This window comes from Ruegeria sp. E1, assembly GCF_056534225.1.
This window is the reverse complement of record NZ_JBQFPE010000016.1, coordinates 13,160-35,723: the sequence shown is the minus strand read 5'-3', so window position 1 is coordinate 35,723 and position 22,564 is coordinate 13,160. Positions and strand designations below refer to the sequence as shown.

The 22,564-nt window shown below is 60.0% G+C and carries 27 protein-coding genes; 17 read left to right on the top strand and 10 right to left on the bottom strand.

Annotated features, from left to right (window positions below; all coding sequences use genetic code 11):
* Positions 1-6 precede the first annotated feature (6 nt).
* Positions 7-579, bottom strand: coding sequence for a LabA-like NYN domain-containing protein (locus tag ACR0FG_RS18050; RefSeq protein ID WP_170673703.1), 573 nt, complete (start codon positions 577-579; stop codon positions 7-9).
* A 125-nt stretch (positions 580-704) separates the two neighbouring features.
* Here ACR0FG_RS18050 and folK point away from each other — a divergent pair, with 125 nt between their 5' ends.
* The 8 genes from folK to ACR0FG_RS18010 all read left to right on the top strand — a co-directional run bounded on the left by folK (position 705) and on the right by ACR0FG_RS18010 (position 7,517).
* A complete protein-coding gene (gene folK, locus ACR0FG_RS18045; protein WP_480894472.1) occupies positions 705-1,286 on the top strand; it encodes a 2-amino-4-hydroxy-6-hydroxymethyldihydropteridine diphosphokinase in 582 nt (193 codons plus the stop codon).
* A 94-nt stretch (positions 1,287-1,380) separates the two neighbouring features.
* Positions 1,381-1,734, top strand: a complete 354-nt coding sequence (gene rpoZ, locus ACR0FG_RS18040; RefSeq protein WP_008758344.1) for a DNA-directed RNA polymerase subunit omega — start codon at positions 1,381-1,383, stop codon at positions 1,732-1,734.
* 26 nt (positions 1,735-1,760) lie between these two features.
* Positions 1,761-3,893, top strand: coding sequence for a RelA/SpoT family protein (locus ACR0FG_RS18035; RefSeq protein ID WP_170715687.1), 2,133 nt, complete (start codon positions 1,761-1,763; stop codon positions 3,891-3,893).
* Positions 3,894-3,909: 16 nt separating this feature from the next.
* Positions 3,910-4,608 carry a DUF2062 domain-containing protein gene (locus ACR0FG_RS18030; protein WP_170715689.1) on the top strand — a complete coding sequence of 233 codons (699 nt, stop codon included), beginning with the start codon at positions 3,910-3,912 and terminating at the stop codon, positions 4,606-4,608.
* Positions 4,601-5,347, top strand: a complete 747-nt coding sequence (locus tag ACR0FG_RS18025) for a pyridoxine 5'-phosphate synthase (protein ID WP_480894470.1) — start codon at positions 4,601-4,603, stop codon at positions 5,345-5,347. The genes ACR0FG_RS18030 and ACR0FG_RS18025 overlap by 8 nt, the downstream gene beginning before the upstream one ends.
* A gap of 44 nt (positions 5,348-5,391) precedes the next feature.
* A complete protein-coding gene (locus ACR0FG_RS18020) occupies positions 5,392-5,847 on the top strand; it encodes an ABZJ_00895 family protein (RefSeq protein WP_480894468.1) in 456 nt (151 codons plus the stop codon).
* A gap of 72 nt (positions 5,848-5,919) precedes the next feature.
* Positions 5,920-6,543 (top strand): LysE family translocator, encoded by a 624-nt coding sequence (locus tag ACR0FG_RS18015; protein WP_170715695.1) that lies wholly within the window; start codon positions 5,920-5,922, stop codon positions 6,541-6,543.
* Complete coding sequence (locus ACR0FG_RS18010; protein ID WP_480894466.1) at positions 6,540-7,517, top strand: NADPH:quinone reductase; 978 nt, start codon at positions 6,540-6,542, stop codon at positions 7,515-7,517. The genes ACR0FG_RS18015 and ACR0FG_RS18010 overlap by 4 nt, the downstream gene beginning before the upstream one ends.
* A 2-nt stretch (positions 7,518-7,519) precedes the next feature.
* Here ACR0FG_RS18010 and ACR0FG_RS18005 read toward each other — a convergent pair whose 3' ends face one another.
* Complete coding sequence (locus tag ACR0FG_RS18005; RefSeq protein WP_480894464.1) at positions 7,520-8,368, bottom strand: alpha/beta hydrolase family protein; 849 nt, start codon at positions 8,366-8,368, stop codon at positions 7,520-7,522.
* 114 nt (positions 8,369-8,482) lie between these two features.
* Between ACR0FG_RS18005 and acpS the strand changes: the two genes are divergently transcribed.
* The 4 genes from acpS to ACR0FG_RS17985 are packed head-to-tail and all read left to right on the top strand — an operon-like array spanning position 8,483 to position 11,019.
* Complete coding sequence (gene acpS, locus ACR0FG_RS18000) at positions 8,483-8,902, top strand: holo-ACP synthase (protein WP_480894462.1); 420 nt, start codon at positions 8,483-8,485, stop codon at positions 8,900-8,902.
* A 59-nt stretch (positions 8,903-8,961) separates the two neighbouring features.
* Positions 8,962-9,801: a signal peptidase I gene (gene lepB, locus ACR0FG_RS17995; RefSeq protein WP_480894460.1), complete on the top strand. Its 840-nt coding sequence runs from the start codon at positions 8,962-8,964 to the stop codon at positions 9,799-9,801.
* On the top strand, positions 9,798-10,475 hold the full coding sequence (gene rnc, locus ACR0FG_RS17990) for a ribonuclease III (protein WP_170715706.1): 678 nt from the start codon (positions 9,798-9,800) through the stop codon (positions 10,473-10,475). Before lepB ends, rnc begins: the two co-directional genes overlap by 4 nt.
* Positions 10,476-10,503: 28 nt before the next feature.
* On the top strand, positions 10,504-11,019 hold the full coding sequence (locus tag ACR0FG_RS17985; RefSeq protein ID WP_480894457.1) for an N-acetyltransferase family protein: 516 nt from the start codon (positions 10,504-10,506) through the stop codon (positions 11,017-11,019).
* A 157-nt stretch (positions 11,020-11,176) separates the two neighbouring features.
* Here ACR0FG_RS17985 and ACR0FG_RS17980 read toward each other — a convergent pair whose 3' ends face one another.
* On the bottom strand, positions 11,177-11,308 hold the full coding sequence (locus tag ACR0FG_RS17980) for a multicopper oxidase domain-containing protein (protein WP_480894456.1): 132 nt from the start codon (positions 11,306-11,308) through the stop codon (positions 11,177-11,179).
* A 155-nt stretch (positions 11,309-11,463) separates the two neighbouring features.
* Between ACR0FG_RS17980 and era the strand changes: the two genes are divergently transcribed.
* Together era and ACR0FG_RS17970 are read left to right on the top strand one after the other, a co-directional pair.
* Positions 11,464-12,372 (top strand): GTPase Era, encoded by a 909-nt coding sequence (gene era / locus ACR0FG_RS17975; RefSeq protein WP_480894453.1) that lies wholly within the window; start codon positions 11,464-11,466, stop codon positions 12,370-12,372.
* 55 nt (positions 12,373-12,427) lie between these two features.
* Positions 12,428-12,757, top strand: a complete 330-nt coding sequence (locus ACR0FG_RS17970; protein WP_480894451.1) for a DUF1491 family protein — start codon at positions 12,428-12,430, stop codon at positions 12,755-12,757.
* 2 nt (positions 12,758-12,759) lie between these two features.
* Here ACR0FG_RS17970 and ACR0FG_RS17965 read toward each other — a convergent pair whose 3' ends face one another.
* On the bottom strand, positions 12,760-13,065 hold the full coding sequence (locus ACR0FG_RS17965; protein WP_170715714.1) for a hypothetical protein: 306 nt from the start codon (positions 13,063-13,065) through the stop codon (positions 12,760-12,762).
* 132 nt (positions 13,066-13,197) lie between these two features.
* On the opposite strand from ACR0FG_RS17965, the gene recO reads away from it, so the two are divergent.
* Positions 13,198-13,923, top strand: coding sequence for a DNA repair protein RecO (recO, locus tag ACR0FG_RS17960; protein ID WP_480894448.1), 726 nt, complete (start codon positions 13,198-13,200; stop codon positions 13,921-13,923).
* Here recO and ACR0FG_RS17955 read toward each other — a convergent pair.
* From ACR0FG_RS17955 to ACR0FG_RS17930, 6 genes are all read right to left on the bottom strand, one after another.
* Positions 13,907-14,299, bottom strand: a complete 393-nt coding sequence (locus ACR0FG_RS17955) for an META domain-containing protein (RefSeq protein WP_170715718.1) — start codon at positions 14,297-14,299, stop codon at positions 13,907-13,909. The genes recO and ACR0FG_RS17955 overlap by 17 nt on opposite strands.
* A 41-nt stretch (positions 14,300-14,340) precedes the next feature.
* Entirely contained in the window at positions 14,341-14,883 is a 543-nt protein-coding gene (locus tag ACR0FG_RS17950; protein ID WP_480894445.1) for a putative periplasmic lipoprotein, read from the bottom strand.
* Positions 14,884-15,099: 216 nt separating this feature from the next.
* Positions 15,100-16,791 carry an acyl-CoA dehydrogenase family protein gene (locus ACR0FG_RS17945; RefSeq protein WP_480894443.1) on the bottom strand — a complete coding sequence of 564 codons (1,692 nt, stop codon included), beginning with the start codon at positions 16,789-16,791 and terminating at the stop codon, positions 15,100-15,102.
* 157 nt (positions 16,792-16,948) lie between these two features.
* Positions 16,949-17,413: a hypothetical protein gene (locus tag ACR0FG_RS17940; protein WP_480894441.1), complete on the bottom strand. Its 465-nt coding sequence runs from the start codon at positions 17,411-17,413 to the stop codon at positions 16,949-16,951.
* A gap of 106 nt (positions 17,414-17,519) precedes the next feature.
* Positions 17,520-17,810, bottom strand: a complete 291-nt coding sequence (locus tag ACR0FG_RS17935; protein WP_170715724.1) for a hypothetical protein — start codon at positions 17,808-17,810, stop codon at positions 17,520-17,522.
* Between the two features lie 371 nt (positions 17,811-18,181).
* A complete protein-coding gene (locus ACR0FG_RS17930; protein WP_170715726.1) occupies positions 18,182-19,780 on the bottom strand; it encodes a phosphoenolpyruvate carboxykinase in 1,599 nt (532 codons plus the stop codon).
* Positions 19,781-20,112: 332 nt separating this feature from the next.
* Between ACR0FG_RS17930 and ACR0FG_RS17925 the strand changes: the two genes are divergently transcribed.
* Together ACR0FG_RS17925 and ACR0FG_RS17920 are read left to right on the top strand one after the other, a co-directional pair.
* A complete protein-coding gene (locus ACR0FG_RS17925; RefSeq protein ID WP_170715728.1) occupies positions 20,113-20,817 on the top strand; it encodes a response regulator transcription factor in 705 nt (234 codons plus the stop codon).
* Between the two features lie 33 nt (positions 20,818-20,850).
* Positions 20,851-22,560, top strand: a complete 1,710-nt coding sequence (locus ACR0FG_RS17920; protein WP_480894439.1) for an ATP-binding protein — start codon at positions 20,851-20,853, stop codon at positions 22,558-22,560.
* Positions 22,561-22,564 lie beyond the last annotated feature (4 nt).

The following is a 22,564-nucleotide window of genomic DNA, read 5'->3' as shown; positions in this document are numbered from 1 at the left end:
GCGATATCAGTGTCCGGCTGCCGCAACGCTGCGCGGCTCGCTCGGCATCTCACGCGGAGGGCGGCCGATCACGTCACGCAGATCCTCCAGTTCGATGAAATTGTCGGCCTGACGGCGCAGCTCGTCCGAGATCATCGGCGGCTGGCTGCGGATGGTCGAGACAACCGAAACCCGCACGCCCTGCCGTTGCAGGCTGGCAATCAGCGGGCGGAAATCCCCATCACCCGAGAACAGGACGATATGATCAACACGCGGTGCCAGTTCCATCGCATCCACGGTCAATTCGATATCCATGTTTCCTTTGACTTTCCGACGCCCCATGCTGTCGGTATATTCCTTGGCCGGTTTCGTCACCATGGTGAAGCCGTTGTAATGCAGCCAGTCCACCAAAGGCCGGATCGGGGAATATTCGTCATTTTCCAGTAGCGCTGTGTAATAGAACGCTCTAAGCAGCTTGCCTCTGCGCATGAATTCCTGACGCAGCAACTTGTAGTCGATGTCAAACCCCAGAGCTTTGGCGGCGGCATAAAGATTCGAGCCGTCGATGAACAGCGCTAGCCGTTCGTCCTTGTAAAACATAAAATGGTCCTTCCGGTATAAGCCATTGCACCGTGAACTCCGTGAGTGAAAAGCAATTGGTCAGTGCAATGATGTGCCTAAAATAGGTCTTTTTGCTTATATCGCAAGCATTCTCTGGTTGGAATATGGGGATAATAGTGGACAAATCCTTGTCAAAAGCGGTCATTGCGCTGGGTGCGAATCTCAGTCTGAGAGAAAATGGACCCAAGCTGACACTTGAGCAGTCGCTGACCGCCCTGCATGACGCAGGGTTAATGATTCGCGCGCAAAGCCGGTTTTTTGCCACTCCGTGCTTTCCGGCCGGGGCCGGGCCCGACTATGTCAACGCCGCCGTTCTGGTCGAAACCGATCTGACACCGCAGCAGGTTCTGGCGCTGCTGCACGGCATCGAACATGACTTTGGTCGCGCCCGCGCGCAGCGTTGGGGGATGCGCACGCTGGATCTGGATCTGGTTTGCTGGGACGATCTGGTGCTGCCCGACCGCACCGAATATGACCGCTGGCGGACCCTGCCGCCCGAAGATCAGGTCAAATCCGCGCCTGAACAGCTGATCCTGCCCCATCCGCGCCTGCAGGACCGCGCCTTTGTTCTGGTGCCGATGGCGGATGTGGCCCCCGATTGGTGCCATCCGGTGCTGGGCCGGACGGTGGCGCAGATGGTCGCCGCTTTGCCGCCCGGTGATGTGGCGGCGGTCAAACCCCTGTGATCCTCGCATTTGCGGCATTTCCCGCTTGTCAAGGCGGGGATTCGCGCTTAGATAAACCCCTTCCTGCCACGGATTCATTTACGGAGAGCGCCCCATGGCCCGCGTTACGGTCGAAGATTGTGTAGACAAGGTCCCGAACCGGTTCGAACTGGTGATGCTTGCCGCCCATCGGGCGCGCGAGATTTCCGCCGGTGCGTCGATCACCGTTGACCGCGATAACGACAAGAACCCCGTTGTCTCGCTGCGCGAAATCGCCGACGAAACCCAGGGTGCCGACGACCTGCGCGAACGCCTGATCGAGGCCAACCAGACCCAGATCGAGGTTGATGAGCCCGAAGAAGATCAGATGGCTCTGCTGATGGGTGCGGAATCCGACAAGCCTGCGGATGACGATATGTCCGAAGAAAAGCTCCTGCGCGCGCTGATGGAGGCTCAGGGCCAGGGGTAAGCCCCAACGACAAAGGTGCGGACCGGATGATTTCAGCTGAAGACCTGATTGCGCTGGTCCGCAATTACAACCCCAAGACAAACGCTGAACGCATTGCCCGGGCCTATGAATTCGGCCAGCAGATGCACGAGGGCCAGTTCCGCCATTCCGGCGAGCCCTATTTCTCGCACCCCGTTGCCGTTGCCGCCATCCTGACCGAGCAGCGTCTGGATGATGCGACCATCATCACCGCCCTGTTGCACGACACGATCGAGGATACCAAAGCCAGCTATGGCAAAGTGTCCGAACTGTTCGGGGAAGAGGTCGCCAAGCTGGTCGACGGTGTCACCAAGCTGACCAACCTGCAACTGTCCAGCCGCGAGACCAAACAGGCCGAAAACTTCCGCAAACTGTTCATGGCCATGTCCAAGGACTTGCGGGTTATTCTGGTGAAACTCGCCGACCGTCTGCACAACATGCGCACCATCAAGGCAATGCGCCCTGAAAAGCAGGTGCAAAAGGCGCGCGAGACGATGGATATCTATGCGCCGCTTGCGGGCCGCATGGGGATGCAGTGGATGCGCGAGGAACTCGAAGACCTCGCCTTCCGCGTCCTGAACCCCGAAGGCCGCCAGTCAATCATCCGCCGCTTTATCACCCTGCAACGTGAAACCGGCGACGTGATCCACCGCATCACCGGCGACATGCGGCACGAACTGGAAAAAGCAGGGATCGTGGCCGAGGTCTTTGGCCGCGCCAAGAAACCCTATTCGATCTGGCGCAAGATGCAGGAGAAAGATCAGGGCTTCTCGCGCCTGTCTGATATTTACGGGTTCCGCATCATCACCCGCACCGAAGAGGATTGTTACCGGACGCTGGGCGCGATTCACCAGCGCTGGCGCGCGGTGCCGGGGCGGTTCAAGGATTATATCAGCCAGCCGAAATCAAACGGCTACCGTTCGATCCACACCACGGTGTCGGGGCGCGACGGCAAACGGGTCGAGGTTCAGATCCGCACCCGTCAGATGCATGATGTGGCGGAAACCGGCGTTGCCGCGCATTGGTCCTACCGCGACGGCGTGCGCTCGGAAAACCCCTTTGCGGTGGACCCGGCCAAATGGATCGCCAACCTGACCGAACAGTTCGACAGCGAGGATGATCACGAAGATTTCCTCGAAGCCGTCAAGCTTGAGATGTATTCGGACCAGGTGTTCTGCTTCACCCCCAAGGGTGATGTGGTAAAACTGCCGCGCGGGGCGACGCCGATTGATTTTGCGTATGCCATCCACACCCGCATCGGCCATGCCTGCGTCGGGGCCAAGGTCGATACGATCCGCGTGCCGCTCTGGACCCGGCTCAAGAACGGGCAGTCGGTGGACATCATCACCGCAGACGGACAGACGCCGCAGGTCACATGGCTGGAAATCGCCGTCACCGGCAAGGCCCGCACCGCCATCCGCCGCGCCCTGCGCGAGGTGGACCGCAAACGGTTCATCAAACTGGGCCGCGAACTGGCCCGCGCCGGGTTCGAAAATGTCGGGCGCAAGGCCACCGACAAGGCGCTGGACACCGCCGCCAAACACCTGCGCCTCAAGGACAGTATGGAATTGCTGGCCCGGCTCGGCAGTGCCGAACTGACCGCGCATGAAGTGGTGAACGCGGTCTACCCGGAACTCGCCAAGGACGAAGGCGACGCCATCCCCCTGCGCCGCGCCGTGATTGGTCTGGAACCGGGCCAAAGCTTTGACCGCGCGCCCTGTTGCCAGCCGCTGCCTGGCGAACGCATCGTCGGCATCACCTATCGCGGCAAGGGCGTGGTGGTACATGCCATCGACTGTGACCGCCTCTCGGAATTCGAGGATGAACCCGAACGCTGGGTCGATCTACACTGGCATACGGGCACCCATCCGGCGGTCTATGGCGCAACGCTTGATCTGACCATCGGCAACGACGCCGGGGTTCTGGGCCGCATTTGCACATTGATCGGAGAGAAAAAGGCCAATATCTCGAACCTTGAATTTATCGACCGTAAACCGGATTTTTACCGCTTGAAGATCAGCGTCGAACTGCGCGATCTCGAACAGTTGCACTCGCTGATGCTGATGCTTGAGGCCGAAAGCGACGTCGCCGCGGTGGAACGATACCGGGACCGGGCGAAAGCGGCTGTCGCGGCAAGCTGAGAAGGGGTGATCAGGAGTGGTTTTTAAGCGCCGAGACCGACGCTCAGCCGTTCAGATCGCGTCCGAATTCGTCTATCCGCGCGGCGGATGGACCCGCGCTTTCCACTATGTCAAACACCGCGTCCGCCGCCTGCCTGACAGCCCCGAACGCATCGCGCGTGGCATCGGGGCCGGGGTGTTTGCCGCCTTCACCCCGTTCTACGGCCTGCATTTTCTGGTCGCCGCCGTCCTTGCGCGGCTGATCAACGGCAACATTCTGGCCGCTCTGTCGGGCACGTTCTTCGGCAACCCGCTGACCTATGTGCCCATCGGCGTGGTCAGCCTGCAGACCGGGCATTTCCTGCTGGGCACCCGGTTTCGCAAGGGCGACACCCACGGGCTGATGGGCAAATTCGCCGACGCGATGGACGATCTGAAGGACAATTGCATCGCCATCTTTACGGATCGCAAGGCCGACTGGCATGGGCTCAGCCGGTTTTATGACGATGTGTTCTTTCCCTATATGATCGGCGGCATCATTCCGGGCCTCGTGGCCGGGGCGGTCTGCGGCTATCTCAGCCTGCCGCTGATCCGCACCTATCAGCAACGCCGCCGCGCCAAGATCAAGGCGAAGTTTGAACAAATCAAACGTCTTGCACAGGCAGAGGCTGACGTTCCGGCCACAAAACCACTAGGCTCGGCCCAAGGGACAATGAAGGATTCGAACGATGTCTGACAACCACCTGCGTCTGGGCGTGAATATCGACCACGTGGCCACCATCCGCAACGCACGCGGCGGGGCCTACCCCGACCCGATCCGCGCCGCCAAACTGGCCGAGCAGGCCGGGGCTGACGGCATCACCGCCCACCTGCGCGAAGACCGCCGCCATATCCTTGACGCCGATATCGAAGGCCTGATGGAGGCGCTGACGGTGCCGCTCAACTTCGAGATGGCCGCCACGCCCGAGATGCAGCAGATCGCGCTGCGCCACAAGCCGCACGCCGTCTGCATCGTCCCCGAAAAGCGCGAGGAACGCACCACCGAAGGCGGGCTTGAAGTCGCGCGCGAGGAAAACAAGCTGGCCCACTACATCGCGCCCCTGCGCGAGGCAGGCTGCCGCGTATCCATCTTCATCGCCGCCGACCAACGCCAGATCGAAGCTGCCCACCGCATCGGGGCCGAGGTGATCGAACTGCACACCGGCGCCTATTGCGATTTCCACGCCGAAGGCAAACCGGACGAGGCCGCCCGCGAACTGGACGCCCTGCGCGAAATGTCCGCCTATGCCCATTCGCTGGGGTTGGAGGTTCACGCAGGCCACGGCCTGACCTACGACACCGTCAAACCCGTCGCCGCCTTCCCCGAAGTGCGCGAGCTCAACATCGGCCACTTCCTGATTGGCGAGGCCATCTTTCTGGGCCTCACCCCCGCAATCACCGAAATGCGCCGCCTGATGGACGAGGCGCGGGAATGATCGACAGGTCAATATGATCACGGTTTTGCATTTGGGTTAAGAAAATGAACAAAGTTAGCCTTCTAAGGTATTCCGTCTGGCTGTTTGCAATTCGAATGGCATATCCGATTGTTGCAATCCTCATAGAACTGTCGCTGAGCTTTGATCTGGGCTCATCGGGCATATCTATTGGTGCGCCCATGGCCGCAGCGATGATCGCTGGTCAGCGCTACGGAAATCAATATCGTGAACTTATTCCGACACACGAAGTGAGGAGATTTTCCCGCTACGCACTGCTAATTGCGATTCTGGTCGAAATCCTCACCACAGTCATTTGGGGTTATATTTTCATGGGAAACGCGTTTTTTGAGTTTATCGCGCCTATGGCAAGTGCCGACGGAAGAATCCTAATGCTCGCGGTATTCCTTGTTGTGCTCGCGATCGTCTACTTCGCAATCGGATGGGCTGCTGCGTTCGGCGCTAAGCACGCTTTGAAGGCAATGTTCAAACAACGACTATAGGACGGTTGTCTTAGAAACGATTGCCCCTTCGTTTGCTTCGAAAAGCAATGCGCTGATGAAAGGTCTGCAAACATGATCACCTCGGGCTTCATTGCAATCTGGATCGCGTGGCTCATGGCCGGGGGCTCTCCGGGTCCAGCCACCATGGGCATCGCAGGCACCGCCATGAACGAAGGGCGCGTGGCCGGTCTGGCCTTCGCGCTGGGCATCTGCGCAGGGTCCGCCGCGTGGGGCATTGCCGCAGCACTTGGTCTGTCGGCGATCATGCTGGCCAATGTCTGGGTGTTCGAGGTGATCCGCTATATCGGCGTCGCCTATCTGGGCTGGCTGGCCCTCAAGGCCCTGCGCCGCGCGCTCACGTCCGATGAGGTCGCGCTGGGCAATCCCGTCACCGGTTCGCTGCCCACAATCTTTGCCAAAGGCGCGGCGATCCACCTGACCAACCCCAAGGCGATCCTCAGCTGGGGCTCGATCTATGCCATCGTCGCGCCAAACGACGCCAGCCTTGCCATGTTGCTGGGCTATTTCGCCATGCTCTACGCAGGTTCACTGTTGATCTTCATCGGCTATGCCTTCCTGTTCTCCTCCGAACGCATGGTCAACGCCTACCGCCGCGCCCGCCGCTGGTTCGACTTCGCCTTTGCGGGGTTTTTCGGCCTCGCCAGCTATAAGATCCTCACCGTGAGGCTGTCATGAAAGCCATTACCTATCGCCGCTTCGGCCCCGCATCGGATGTCCTCGAACTCACCGACATGCCCACGCCCGATCCCGCGCCGGGCGAGGTGCTGGTGCGCATCCACGCCAGCGGCATCAATCCGTCCGACGTCAAACTGCGCGGCGGCGCGCGTCCCGGTGCGGTGATGCAATACCCGGTGATCACCCCCCATTCCGACGGGGCAGGCGTGATCGAGGCCGTGGGCGAGGGAGTTGATCCCGCCCGCATCGGTCAGCGCGTCTGGATCTGGAACGGCCAATGGCAACGCGCCTTTGGCACGGGCGCGGAATACATCGCGCTGCCCGCCGATCAGGCTGTGTACCTGCCCGAGACCACCAGCTTTGCCGAAGGCGCCTGTTTCGGCATCCCCGCGATGACCGCCTGGGCTGCGCTGTATAACGATGGCCCGATCACCGACCAGACCATCCTTGTCACCGGCGGCGCAGGCACGGTCGGGCGTTATGCCTGCCAGATGGCAGCTTTGGGTGGCGCGCGGGTGATCACCACCGTCAGCTCGGAGGAAAAAGCCGCCCATTCCGGCGCGCCCGACTGCATCAACTACCGCACCCAGGACGTAACGCAGGCGGTGATGGACCTCACGGGTGGCGCAGGCGTCGATCGCATCGTCGAGGTCGACTTCGCCGCCAACCAAAACACCTCACTGGCCCTGATCAAACCTGGCGGCACCATCGCCAGCTACGCCTCGGCCTCGCAAATGACGCCCGAACTGGATTTCTACGGCTTCATGTTCAAGAACATCCGCCTGCACATGCTGATCGTCTACCAACTCACCCCCGCCACCCGCCGCCGCGGCGAGGCGCAACTGGGCGAATGGCTGACCCAAGGCGCGCTGAGCCACGCCGTCGTCCCGGGCGGAGCGCTAAAGGACACCGCCACCGCCCATGAGATGGTCGAAGCGGGGCAGAAGCTGGGCACGGTTGTGCTCAGCGTCTGACGCTATTGCACGTCCGGCAGGGACAGGAACCAGTCCGCAACCCGGTCTGGCCAGTCGCTCTGGCGTCCGTGGCCATGCGGCCCAAGCGCCAGAACAATCGACCCGGCTTCGCAATTGGACCAATGTTTCTCCCACGCCGTGCCTTCGGTGTTGACAGCATTCGCCATCTGACCGCAGCCATTTGTACGGGTCAGAATGCCCACCGATTTCATCACGCTGCCTTGTTCAAACTGTAGACCGCCAAAGACGGCCTCACGCCCTTCGAACGGAACGGTGCGGTCGGCGTACCCGTGGCTGTGGTGCATATGAACCGGACCGCTACAGCGTCGCCACATCGGCTCCCAGAACGCGCCAGACGCCGAGGCATAGGCAGCCGCAAAGCCGTGATCGGTGCAGGCCTTGTCCCAGACCAGCGACCCGCCACGTGAATACCCGGCCAGCAAAATCCGATCTGGGTCAAGTTTGAACCGCGTGACAGCATCCTCTTTGATCTTCTGCAATGCGATCAGATCGTCGCGCGGCCAGCGGTGCCCGTCATGCACCCCCCAGTCCAGAACGTTTGGGTTACCGACATCGACCTGTCCGTCGGGGGCGATGAACACCACGCCGCGACTGGTAAAGGCGTCAACCAGCCGGCTGCGATTGGCCGCAGCATTGGCCGTGGCCGCATAACCGTGCAGGAAAATGATACTTGGTGCATTTTCAGGCTCATCGGGCAATACGACGCGATAGGTCAAATCCTCAACCTGGCAGGGGTCCGCCTCTGACCCACAAATCTGCGGTTCAGACAGCGCCGGGCCAACCGGGGCCAGTGAAATTCCCAAAATGGAAATGAGGACCTTTTGCAACATGAGCAACTCCATCCACGTGTTCGAACCAATCTGAGTGTAGCACATGGCCTTTGACCTGCTTGCCATTCGCTATCAATTGAAGTTGATTGATCTCAGCTTAGACTTGAGACAGCTATGATCCTCGGCATCGGCACCGACCTCGCCAACATAGACCGCATTCAGGGTACGCTCGACCGGTTCGGCGACCGGTTCCGCAACCGCGTCTTCACCGATATCGAACAGCGCAAGGCCGAACGCCGTCACGACACCGCAGGCACCTATGCCAAGCGTTGGGCCGCGAAAGAGGCGTGTTCCAAGGCGCTGGGCACCGGCCTGCGCATGGGCATCGCGTGGAAAGACATGGCCGTCAGCAACCTGCGCACAGGCCAACCCGTCATGCATGTCACCGGCTGGGCCGCCGAACGCCTCAGGGAAATGACGCCCCCCGGGCACGAGGCGATTATCCACGTCACTCTGACCGACGATCACCCCTGGGCGCAGGCCTTTGTGGTGATCGAGGCGCGCCCGCTTCAAGAACCGCCTGCACAGCCTTGACTTGCCCCCACCCGCCCCGCATGTAGCACCTCAAAGAGGCAAGGACCGGAGAGAGCAGCATGGCCGAGGAAGCCAAATCAGGAAACGGCGTCTGGGAGACGATCAAAACCATCGTCTACGCCCTGCTGATCGCGGGCGTTTTCCGCACCCTGTTCTTTCAGCCGTTCTGGATTCCCTCCGGCTCGATGAAGCCGACACTGCTGATCGGCGATTTCCTTTTCGTCAACAAAATGGCCTATGGCTATTCCTACGCTTCCTGCCCCAGCCTGATCATCCCCAGCGTCGGCCTGAATATCGATGCCGAGGATATCTGCGGCTGGATGCAGGGCGACGGCGACACCCGCATCTGGGGCGGTGATCCCGAACGCGGCGACGTCATCGTGTTCCGCCATCCGGTCACAGGCCGCGACTATATCAAACGCCTGATCGGCCTGCCCGGCGACCGCATTCAGGTGCGCGAAGGCCAGATCATCCTCAACGGCACCGCCCTGCCGCAACAACCCGATGGCAACTTTACCGAGATTGCCGAACCGCAAGGGCCGCAAGGTTTGCGTCCGCGCTGCGAAAACGGCCCTGTTGGCATCGGTGGCACCTGCGAGAAATCCCGCTATATCGAAACCATGCCCAATGGCGTGTCTTACGAAGTGCTCAATATCGGCAATCAGGGCTCGGACAACACCGGCGTCTATGTCGTCCCTGAAGGCCATTATTTCTTCATGGGCGACAACCGCGACAATTCCGCAGACAGCCGCCTGCCACAGGCTGTTGGCGGCGTCGGCTATGTGCCTTACGAAAACCTGATCGGTCGCGCCGACCGGATCATGTTCTCCTCCGCCGGCCGGTCGATGCTGTTCTTCTGGACATGGCGGGGTGATCGCTTCTTCAAGGCGGTCAATTGAAGCTTTCGGCCGAGATAAAAGCGTTTCAGCAGCGGTTGGGCTACGCATTCTCCAACCCCGAACTGCTGCTGCGCGCGCTGACCCACGGCTCGGTCTCGTCCCCTACGCGGCCCGACAACCAGCGACTGGAATTTCTGGGCGACCGGGTGCTGGGCCTCGTGATGGCCACAGCTCTGCTAGAAGCCGACAAAAAAGCCTCCGAAGGTCAGCTGGCCCCCCGTTTCAACGCGCTGGTCCGCAAAGAGGCCTGCGCCGATGTCGCCCGCCAGATCGATCTGGGCGCGGTTCTGAAACTGGGCCGCTCGGAAATGCTCTCGGGCGGTCGCCGTAAACAGGCCCTGCTGGGCGACGCGATGGAGGCGGTGATCGCCGCCATCTACCGCGACGCCGGGTTCGAGGCCGCCCGCGACGTCATCCTCGCCCTCTGGGGCGACCGCATCCACACGGTCGAGGCCGATGCCCGCGACGCCAAAACCGCCCTTCAGGAATGGGCCCAGGCGCGCGGTCAGAAACCCCCGTCTTATGTCGAGGTCAAACGCTCCGGCCCCGACCACGCCCCCATCTTCACCATCGCCGCCCGCCTTCAGGACGGCACCGAGGCACAGGCCACAGCAGGCTCCAAACGCCAAGCCGAACAGGCCGCCGCTAAGGCGCTGCTCGACCGCCTGGCATGAACGCCGGACCAACCCCGGCACGCGGTTGATGACGATCAGACCCGCAACTGCATCGGATGCCGCCAGCCTCGCCGCCCTGTCAACCGAGGTCTGGCTCGGCACCTATCTGCGCAACGGGATCAACACATTCTTTGCCGACTATGTGCTTGGCACGTTTACAAAGCCTAAACTCGCGGCACGAATTACCAGCCCGGATGAATTCATAGCCGTTGCCGAAGACAAAGATGGTATCCTCGGGTTCATAGGCGTGACGAATACCGGCGCTTCACCCATACAGGGCATTTCCGGCCCCGAGATTTCAACCCTCTATGTCCGCCCCACCCATCACGGCGGGGGTCACGGGACCAGATTGCTTGAAACAGGCCTGCACCATTGCCGCACACTCGGTGCGCATACGGTCTGGCTCACCACAAATTCCGAAAACACCCCGGCAATCGCGTTTTACCAATCGCATGGGTTTGGACATGTCGGGACAACCCATTTCCGCATTCAGGATCAGGCCTACCCAAACCACGTTCTCGCGCGAAACTTGGCCACGATCTAGCGAACCCGGCGGCCCGTCCCCCAAAACCGATCCGCCCTTCATCTGTCCAGAAATATCCCGGGGGTGAGCCCGGATAACATCCGGGCGAGGGGGCTGGCCCCTTCCCGGTCGGATTGGCACAGCCAATTCGACCTTCACTCCACACACAAAAACCCCGTCAGCCCGGTCTTCGATACTCGATCACATGGCAATGAAACGCCCAATCCCCCGGATTATCCGCGTCCAGAGCGATCTCAACCGCCTCATCCCGTTGTCCCAATGGAACTGGTGCCGCCCAGAAGAAACGCACGCCGATATATATCGGAGCTCATGCACCGGATAAGACCGCCGGACTGGCTTCGACTGGGCATGTGGCGCGTCATTGGGGTAATGCGACAAATCCCTCTGGCCCGTCCGCCCATTCTGCTATAGGGGTGCGCACTTGCAAACAGGATCGCAACACACATGACCACACGCGCCGGATTTATCGCCCTGATCGGAGAGCCCAACGCAGGCAAATCCACCCTTCTGAACCGCATGGTCGGGGCCAAGGTCTCGATCGTGACGCACAAGGTGCAAACCACCCGCGCCCGCATCCGTGGCGTGGCGATGGAAGGCGACGCGCAACTGGTCTTTGTGGACACACCGGGCCTGTTCAAACCCCGCCGCCGTCTGGACCGTGCCATGGTCGCCGCGGCCTGGGGCGGGGCGGCAGATGCTGACGTGGTTGTCCTGATGGTCGAGGCGCATCGCGGCATCACCGAAGGGGTCGAACGCATCCTCGAAGGTCTCGAAGAGATCGGGCAGGGCCGCACCATCGCGCTGGCGATCAACAAGATCGACAAGGTACCGTCCGAGAAACTGCTGGCCCTCACCAGCGACCTGAACACCCGCTATCCCTTTGCCGAGACCTTCATGATCTCAGCCGAAAAAGGCCACGGCGTCGACGACCTGCGCGCGTGGCTGGCGGGCGAACTGCCCGAAGGCCCGTGGCTCTACCCCGAAGATCAGATCGCCGATCTGCCCCTGCGCATGATCGCAGCCGAGATGACGCGTGAGAAACTGACCCTGCGCCTGCATCAGGAACTGCCCTATCAACTGACCGTCGAGACCGAGAATTGGGAGGAACGCAAAGACGGTTCCGCCAAGATCGATCAGGTCATCTATGTCATGCGCGACGGTCACAAAGGCATCGTGCTGGGCAAAAAGGGTGAGACCATCAAGGCCGTAAGCCAGGCGGCGCGGGCGGAACTGGAAGAATTCCTCGACCGCAAGATCCACCTGTTCCTGCAGGTCAAAGTCCGGCCCAACTGGCTGGAGGAATCCGAGCGCTATTCAGAAATGGGCCTCGATTTCAAAGACGGCAACGCATGACCGGGACCAAGAATTTTCGACGAAAATTCTCGGGCGCAGCAGACAGGGCAGCACAATGACCCGGCTGACGGCAGAGTTCTGGGTGCACGCCTATCTCGCCCGCCTGCGGTTGCACGAAATCCCGGCCTTTGTCGTCACCCATGGCGATGACACCGCCGGGGCCGTTCTGGTCAAACTCAACACGCTGAACGGGCAGGCCACAGCCTTTCAGCGCAGTTTCGACCTGCTCAGCGGCGACCGCAAATGGGTTGAACTCTCCAGCGGCGCGGAATCAAAGGTCGACGCCGCCATCACCCGCCAGCGCAGCTTTGACCCCGACCTCTGGGTGATCGAGGTCGAGGACCGCCAAGGGCGGCATCTTCTGGGTGAGGACGGGTTGGACTAACCCTACCAGCCGTCCGTTTTGCCTTTGACATCATGCCCGACTGCATTGGGCGCCCCGCCTGCAAAACCCCGCACCTTTTCAGCGAACGCCTTGAAATAAGGCTGCGCCTGAACATGGGCCAGCGTTTCGGCACTGTCCCAGCGGCCCCAGTGAAACCGGGAAACCCCGTCATCGGCAACTGCCACCTGATAGGTGAACCTGCCCGCAGCATCCGGGTCGGCATCGATAGCTGCGATAAAGGTGCTGGTGGCGGCTTCCCATTCGGCCTCGTCGCCATCGAAATTGTAGCTGATGGTAATGCCCCGCATCGCACTCTCCTATTTAACTTATGCGTTAATTAGGGGGCGGCAACCGGCTTTTGTCAAGACCCGTCGTCTTGCGATCCGCCGTCAGTTGCGCTCTTGTGGTCCGGCACATCCCATCACCAACCGAGGCCCCCATTGGACTGGCGCGATCACGGCATACTTCTGACCTCGCGCCGTCACGGCGAAACCTCGGCGATTGTCGAGGTGTTTACCGAGGCCCATGGCCGCCACGCAGGGGTCGTGCGCGGTGGCACCAGCCGCAAGATCGCGCCCATCCTGCAGCCGGGGGCGCAACTCGATCTGCTCTGGCGGGCGCGGCTCGAAGAACATCTGGGCACCTTTCAGGTCGAGCCGCTGCGGTCCCGCGCGGCGGCGGCGTTCTCCGGACGGTTGGCTTTGGCGGGACTGAACACGGTGGTTGCGCTTTTGTCCTTTTGCCTGCCCGAGCGTGAGCCCCATCCCGCGATTTACAAACAGACCGAACAACTGATGGACCTGCTGGGCCAAGACGAAATCTGGCCGCTGGCTTACCTGCGCTGGGAACTGGCGCTGCTGGATGAACTGGGCTTTGGCCTTGACCTGTCGGCCTGTGCGGTGACAGGCGCGACCACGGGTCTGGTCTATGTCTCGCCCAAAACGGGCCGCGCCGTCAGTGCTGCGGGTGCCGGGGACTGGGCGGACAAGCTACTGCCCCTGCCGCCCTGTCTGCGCGGCGAAGGCAGCGCACCGGACCCCGAGGTTGCAGAGGGCCTGCACACCACGGGTTACTTTCTACAGCACAGGGTCGCCCCGTCTTTGGGTCATACACCCTTGCCCGAAGCCCGCGCGCGGTTCATCGAACGTTTCACTCGTCGGATTTGAAAACCATTTCGTGACCCGCCTCATTGCGCAGGATCAGCACGTCGCCGGACACCTCGGATTGGGTCATCGCCATCAACGCGGCGAAGTAAACCCCCTCCGCCTCAAGCCCCGCGCAGGCGGCACGGGTGGCGGTCAGGTCTTGTATCTCGAACCACGGATAGGGGGCGTTCAAGGTACCGTTGTACCTGTTGCAAGGCGCGTTGCCTGCAATCCTGCCTTCCTCGGGAAATTGCAACCGGGCGCTGGCATCGAAGGGCTGACCGTCAATCTCTTGCAAAACCCAGACCCGATCTGCCGCACCATAGGCGGCAACGGTTTCGTCGGTGTTACATTGCAGCAGAGCCACAAAAGGCAGGGTTAGGATCAAGCGCATCATGCGGCAGTCTTATCTTTTCGCCGGGATCAGAGATAGCCGTTTCAATAGGGGTTCTCGCCGCTCAGCAACGCCTCGCGCACTTCCAGCCGGGGTTTCCAGTCATATCTCGGGTCTTGGTCGACCGGGCCCCAATACAGGGCACCGCTATACCGCCAGGGATCAAGGATAATGCTGTCATAGATCGAATCGCCCTTGGCGCTGATCAGGGCCGAGTGGTGGATGATCCGAAACGGCGTCGGCGGCGATGTGCCCCAGTGCAGGTCCAGCGTGCGGAAATTCTCCTGCCGCAGACGCGTGGTCATCGCCTGCGCCCAGTCGTTGCACAGGCCCTTTTCGCGAAACCCGTTGATGACCTTTGCGTTGTGAATGATCGCAGGGTCAGTGATGTTCCAGTCCTGTTTCAACCGCTGGGGATAGGCATAGGAAATTTCTGCGGCGCGGCGTGCCTCGGCCGGATCAACATTAGGGCCAAGCGCCTCGATCGCCTGCGCCAGCGCGTCGACATCACTAGGCCCTTGCGCGGGGGGTGTGCTGCATCCGGCGAGGGTCAGGCACAGGGCCAGAATTGCGATGATGATTTTCACGCGTCACTCTCCTTGGACGGACTTCGAGGCCGGTGCGGTTGATGCGCTTTACACGATTTCCTGACCCGATCCGAGGGGGAAGTTTCGCTCCATCGATCACAAAATCAGTTTGTACAAAACGGAAGATCGGGGGTCTGAGACATGTACAAAACGGAAGAAAAAGAAAACCCGGCGCGCGGGCCGGGTTCAGTCGGGGAAACCGCGACGGTCCGGGTTTTACCCCAGCAACCGCCGCGCGATGACCTGAGCCTGAATCTCGGCGGCCCCTTCAAAGATGTTCAGAATGCGTGCATCACACAGCACACGGCTGATCTTGTATTCCAGTGCAAAGCCATTGCCGCCATGGATCTGCAACCCATTATCCGCCGCCGCCCAAGCGACCCGCGCGCCCAGCAACTTGGCCATCCCGGCCTCAAGGTCGCAGCGCTGACCGTGGTCTTTTTCCCATGCAGAATAATAGGTTAGCTGACGCGCGATCATGATTTCGACCGCCATCATCGCCAGTTTTCCGGATACGCGCGGGAAGTTGATCAGCGCCTTGCCGAACTGCTTGCGGTCCTGCGCGTATTGCATCGCAATATCCAACGCGCATTGCGCCACACCGATGGCGCGGGCTGCAGTTTGGATGCGCGCAGACTCGAAGGTTTCCATTAACTGCTTGAAACCTTTACCTTCTTCGCCGCCCAGCAGGTTTTCACCCTTGACCTCAAAGCCGTCAAACCCCAGCTCATATTCCTTCATTCCACGGTATCCCAGCACCTCAATTTCCCCCCCGGTCATGCCCGGAGTGGGAAAGGGGTTTTCGTCAGTACCGGGTGTCTTTTCGGCCAGAAACATGGACAGCCCCCGATGGTCGATGCTGTCAGGATTTGTGCGTGCCAGCAAGGTCATCACATGGGTGCGCGCGGCATGGGTGATCCAAGTTTTATTGCCTGTTATCTTATAGTTACCATCCTCACCCTTCACGGCTCGGGTGCGCAGGCTGCCAAGATCAGACCCGGTGTTGGGTTCCGTGAAAACCGCTGTTGGCAGGATTTCCGCACTCGCCAGTTTCGGTAACCAATGCGCCTTTTGCGCGTCCGTGCCACCCGCAAGGATCAACTCAGCCGCGATCTCGGACCTTGTGCCCAGCGAACCAACGCCGATATAGCCGCGCGACAGTTCTTCGGACACCACGCACATCGATGCTTTGGACAGTCCAAAGCCGCCGAATTCCTCGGGGATGGTCAGGCCGAAAACGCCCATTTCCGCAAGGTCTTCAATGACTTCCATCGGGATCAGCTGATCCTTCAGGTGCCAGTCATGGGCGTTGGGTTCGACCTTTTCCTGCGCATAGCGGCGGAACTGGTCGCGGATCATCTCAAGCTCTTCGTCCAGACCCGAGGCCCCAAACATCGTGGCACCAGCTTGATCCTGCATCAGCTCAACCAGTCGCGTCCGCGCGGCCTGAGAATTGGCCTGCGCCATAATCGTTTGAACCTCAGCGCACTGGAACCCGGACAGAGCGTCCCAACCAAGGCCAAGATCCTGCAAACGCAAGATTTCCCCTTGGTTCATGGGGATGCCACCCGCCACCTGATGCAGGTATTCGCCAAAGGCAATCTGATGCAGCAACTGCTCCATTTCGCCGAATTTGCCATCGGCCTGCAACGCCTCGGCCCACCGCTGCATCTGCTGCAACGACTGGTGATAAGTGGCCAGCCACGCCAGACCATGGGCCGCCGTCTGGTTCGCCTCGATCAACGCGCCCGAGATCCGATCATCGCTTGTTACCATTTCACGAACCGATGTGCGTGCGCGGTCAAGAACAGCCTCGACCGCAGGTAGGGCTTTGGACGTCAGAGTCAGGAGGTCGGGCAGAACCGCGGATTGTGGCATGTCGATCGCATCTTGTCCGTCATGGGCCATGAATCATGTCCTTCTGTGGGTCGATTGGTCATACCATGCTGCACATGCAGCGCAACAAAAATGCGTGCATTGAGGTCAAAAAGTTCTAAAATTGCGCTTTGACTTTGGCGATGCAGCGAAATTTAAGCACCCATGCAACGGGGCAGACCCGAGCCGATCAGCTGCGGCTGTCGATATATCTGAAGGTGAAATATAGGCCCAGCATCAGGAAAAACAGGCCCGAAATATCCCCGATCAGAAACGCGATATACTCTGCCGTAGTGCTGCCAAAGGCCATATTTGTAAGGGCGGATACCAGAAAGGACGTCACAACCCCTACACCCATGATGCACAGCCAGCAGGGTTTGCGATCCGGCCTGGGGAACAGGTCCCATCCAAGCCATTTGCAGGCATAGAACACCGCCGGAACCGTTGTAACCGCAATGCCAATCGCAAGCAGACGGTTGGGCAGGAAAACGTCCCAGCCTCCGACCATGGCGAAGACCAGGAAAACACCGGGCAGCAATGCGATAATCGCACGCCAGCCCAAAAGCCATGCGGCCAGAACCCGAACGCCATGGGGCAGGAACAACAGGCTGGCATGGCTTGGGTATTCAGGAAAGAACACGTTCTGCAGGGGCATCAGCACCTCGAACGTGAGGATGGATGCAGCTACATAGGCTGACGACGCCAACACCGTGTCAAAGACCCACCCTCGCACCTGCACGTGTCTCTAGGCCTGCCAGTTCTTACCGGGGTGCATGTACGATATACCGCCCCCGGTTGGCGCTGCCGCTTTGCGACAGATAGCCTTTTTGTACCAGCGATTTCAGCGCGCGGAAGAATGTGGGGCGCGACACGCTTTCCACCAGCGTATGCTCAATTAGGCCGAAAGTGCGCACTTCCTGATCGGATTTGGACAGCTCTTCTGCGGCATAGTAAATGTCGCGTTCGACCGGAGACAATTCCTCCAGTCCCAAGGTCCGCTCCATGCTCTGCATCAGCTTGCGCAATTCGGTCAGTTTTGAAATTTCAGTCATTAGAACCCCATTCTAACTGGTGTCTGTATCAGCCGAGTTGTTGCTGGATGCGCGGGCACTTAATAAGCTTGCCTCTACGTATCATATTGACACCTGATCCCCGTTTAGTACTCTTCCTCTACCGATTAGGTAGCCCTTGAACCGCGTGTGAGTGTGTTCGCAAAAGCTGCCCAAAAGTCTTTTTAGCAAAAGCCCGGTGCATTCGCGCCGGGCGTTTTTGTGCCATAAAGACACTTTGGAGATACCGTATGTCACCCGCCCGGGCAATGAATTTGTCTGCAGGGATGGGGTCCGAACGGCAGTTTACGTGGCGTCGGATGCGAAAAAGGGGCGCGAAAGCGCCCCTTTTTGTCAGTTGACTGGACCGGCACTTAGCCGATGGCAACGGCCTTGATGTCTTCGTCGATGAAGGGCAGGTATTGCTCGAAGTTTTCCGAGAACATCTGCACCAGCTTTTCAGCCTGCTTGTCAAAGGCCGCCTGATCGTCCCATGTTCGGCGCGGGTCCAGCAGAACCTCGGGTACGCCCGGCGCGGAAACCGGGACGTCAAAGCCGAAATTCGCGTCCTTGCGGTATTCGGCATTGGCCAGCGATCCTTCCAGTGCCGCCGTCAGCAGCGCGCGGGTGGCCTTGATCGGCATCCGGCTGCCGACGCCATAAGCGCCACCGGTCCAGCCGGTATTGACCAACCAACAGGTCGCGCCGTGCTGGGCGATCTTGTCGCGCAACAGGTTGCCATAAGCCTCGGGGCGGCGTGGCATAAACGGAGCGCCGAAACAGGTCGAGAAGGTCGGCTGCGGCTCGGTCACACCCCGCTCGGTCCCGGCGACCTTCGAGGTGAAGCCCGACAGGAAGTGATACATCGCCTGCGCTGGGGTCAGCCGCGCAATGGGGGGCAGCACGCCAAACGCATCGCACGTCAGCATGATGATGTTCTTGGGGTGGCCGCCCAATGCGGTTTTTGACGCGTTCGAGATATATTCCAGAGGATAGGCGCAGCGCATATTCGCAGTCAGGGAATCGTCGTCGAAATCCAGCTTCTTGGTTTCGGGATCAAAGATCATGTTCTCGATCACCGTGCCGAACTTGGTGGTGGTCGCATAAATCTCGGGCTCGGCCTCGGCGTTCAGGTTGATCGTCTTTGCATAGCAGCCGCCTTCAAAGTTGAAGGTGCCGCGATCCGACCAGCCATGTTCGTCATCCCCGATCAGCACCCGTGACGGGTCAGCTGACAGAGTGGTCTTGCCGGTGCCGGACAGGCCAAAGAACACAGCCGTATCCACCGGGTTGCCAACCGCATGATTGGCCGAGCAATGCATCGGCATCACACCTTTTTCAGGCAGCATGTAGTTCAGCAGGGTAAAGACGGACTTCTTGTTCTCACCCGCGTATTCCGTGCCGCCGATCAGGATCAGCTTGCGGTCGAAGTTCAGCGCAATCACTGTTTCGCTGCGGCAATTGTGCTTGGCCGGGTCGGCCTTGAAGCTGGGGCAGTTGATCACGGTGAAATCTGCGGTGAATTCATCCAGATCCTCGCGGTCGGGACGGCGCAGCAGGTGGCGGATGAACAGATTGTGCCAGGCCAGTTCGGTGACCATGCGCACATTGATCGAATAGGTCGGATCGGCCCCGCCAACCAGGTCCTGCACAAAATAGTCGCGGCCTTTCATATGGGCCAGCATATCCTCATATAACGCATCAAATCCTTGCGCGCTCATCGCGGCGTTGTTTTCCCACCAGATGCTGTCGGCGACGCTGTCGGTTTTGACGACGTGCTTGTCCTTGGGGGAACGACCGGTGAACTTGCCGGTTGTCACCAGAAATGCGCCACCATTGCCCAGCGTACCTTCGCCGCGCTTCAGCGCCTCTTCGATCAGCGCCGGTTCCATGAAGTTGTAATAGACATTGCCCAGACCCTCGATGCCCTGATCCTCGAGGCGGAATTGCGGGTTAACCCGTCCAGATGTCATGCGTTTCTTCTCCTGTGGCGGCGCGACCTGCGCCATTGGGGCAGATTGCCGGGGAAAACCGGCGGATAGGCGGGTCTTATCATGGTCATTTGGGGCATGAACAGGACGGTTTGGCGCAGTTAGCGCAACCAAGGTAAAGTTTAGCGCCACCAGAAAATCCCTGCCGGAAAACCGGGCAGCATTTTGCGAGTGCCAAGGCATTTTTGCCGCATAGCTGCCGCAAGAATGGCACGATTCAGGGTTACGGATTGATTCGGCGCCTTAAAACCGCCAACAATACCTCATAAAAATGCGTATTATTGCGTAAGTGAGCAGGAATAGGGGTGAACCCGATGTCAAAGATTGCACTGGTGGATGACGATAGAAACATTCTGACGTCTGTATCCATGACACTCGAAGCCGAAGGTTTCGAGGTTGAAACTTATAATGACGGACAGGCCGCGTTGGACGCGTTCAACAAAAAGCTGCCGGACATGGCCGTTCTGGATATCAAGATGCCGCGAATGGATGGCATGGATCTGTTGCAGCGTCTGCGGCAGAAAACCCAGATGCCGGTCATTTTCCTGACCTCGAAGGATGATGAGATCGACGAGGTTCTGGGCCTGCGGATGGGCGCGGATGACTACGTCAAGAAACCTTTCTCGCAACGTCTGCTGGTCGAACGTATCCGTGCGCTGCTGCGCCGTCAGGAAGCGACCGAAGGCGATGCGGCCAGCGTCAATACTGGCGACGCCAAAGTGATGGAGCGCGGAGAACTGCGCATGGACCCTCTGCGGCACTCGGTCAGCTGGAAAGGCAATGATGTCTCGCTGACAGTGACCGAGTTCCTGTTGCTGCAGGCACTGGCCCAGCGTCCCGGTTTCGTCAAAAGCCGCGATCAGTTGATGGATGTGGCTTATGACGATCAGGTCTATGTGGATGACCGCACGATTGACAGCCACATCAAGCGCCTGCGCAAGAAGATGCGGGCGGCTGACCCCGAGTTTTCTGCCATCGAAACGCTCTATGGCATCGGATACCGGTACAACGAAGAATAGGCGCGACCGTCTGTGAAGTGTTAAAGAGGTCTCGTGCGCGATACCGAGCAAGATACCGCATTGCGCGACGGCGACGTCGTACTGGGAGACGATTGGGTCATCCCACAGGATCCCGAGTCTGCCGAGTTGCAGGCCACGCGATCCCGGCGCAACCTGTTTTCCCTGCGCCACTCGCCATTGGCCCGCCGGATCATCACCTTCAACGTGATCGCTCTGGTGCTGTTGGTGGCCGGGCTTCTGTATCTGGATGACACGCGCAAACAGCGGGTGCAGCAGACTGCGCAGAACCTGATCGGGGATGCGCAACTGGTCAGCAACGTCTTTGAAACGCAGCTACGCCAGCCAGGCCTGGGCGCAACTGTCGGGCTGGACGTACGCGATACGCTTTCAGGTCTGACCTTGCCCGAAGGCGGCGAGGTGTTCATCTATGACGGGTCGGGTACCTTGATCGGTTGGACACGCGGTGCATCTCCGGCATCAGAGCTCCCAAGCCTGCTGCGCGCTGACAGCGACGCACAAGCTGGCGGAACGCTGATCAGCGACGCGCTGACTGCAGTCTGGAATGGCGTCTCGTCTGTTTTCACCAGCACCACCGTCGATACGGCCCCAACTTTGGCGCAGCGCGTACAGGAAATGGTTCCAAACACGCTGGGCGGAGGGTTGCAGGTCAAGGCTGTTAAGGATGATGCGGGTGACACAGTGATCGTCGCTGTCGCTCCGATCGTGCTTGACGGTGAAACGGTCGGCGCGGTTGCAATGGCCGGTCCGGCGGGTGAAGTCGACGCGCTGGCCCGGCAGGAACAGGAGCGAATCCTGCAGATGTTTGTCGTGGCCCTGCTGGTGTCTATCGGTCTCAGCCTTGTTCTGGCCTCGACCATCGCTAACCCGTTGGCAGACCTGGCTTCGGCCGCCGAGATGGGCAAGGACCGCGGGGCGGGTGTGAACCCCGGCCGCATCCGTATTCCTGACCTCAGCGCGCGTCCGGACGAAATCGGACGCCTGAGCAGTGCGCTGCGCGGGATGGTGACAGCTTTGTACAACCGGATCGATGCGAACGAGCAGTTTGCCGCAGATGTGGCGCATGAAATCAAGAATCCGCTGGCCAGCCTTCAGTCTGCCGTCGGCACCCTGCGCATGGTCAAGCGCGACGATCAGCGTGAAAAGCTGCTGGGCGTGATCGAACACGATGTTCGGCGGCTTGATCGTCTGGTCAGCGATATCTCGAACGCCTCACGGCTGGATGCGGAACTGGTCAAAGAACAGGAACAGCCGTTCGATCTGTTGAACCTGCTGAGCAATATCGGCCAGTTCCTGGGCGAGGACGCGCGGTCAAAGGGGATCGACTATATCACCGATCTGCCCAAAGGCCCCATTGTGGTCAACGGGCTTGAGGCCCGGCTGGCGCAGGTTTTTGTCAACCTCATTACAAATGCAATTTCCTTCTGCGAGGAAAGCGATGCGATCCGTGTCTGGGTCCGTCAACGCGACAACCGGGTGCTGATCGTGGTTGAGGATACTGGCCCGGGCATTCCCGATCAGGCCCTGACCAAAGTATTCAAGCGGTTCTATTCTCAACGCCCCGAAGAGCATTTCGGCAACAATTCCGGCCTTGGTTTGGCGATTTCAAAGCAAATCGTCGAAGCCCACGGTGGTGTCATCTGGGCCGAGAACATTCGCCCGACCGAGGCCGACGTAACATCGGACCCGCTGGGCGCGCGGTTTGTTGTAGGGCTTCCGGTTTAGAGGC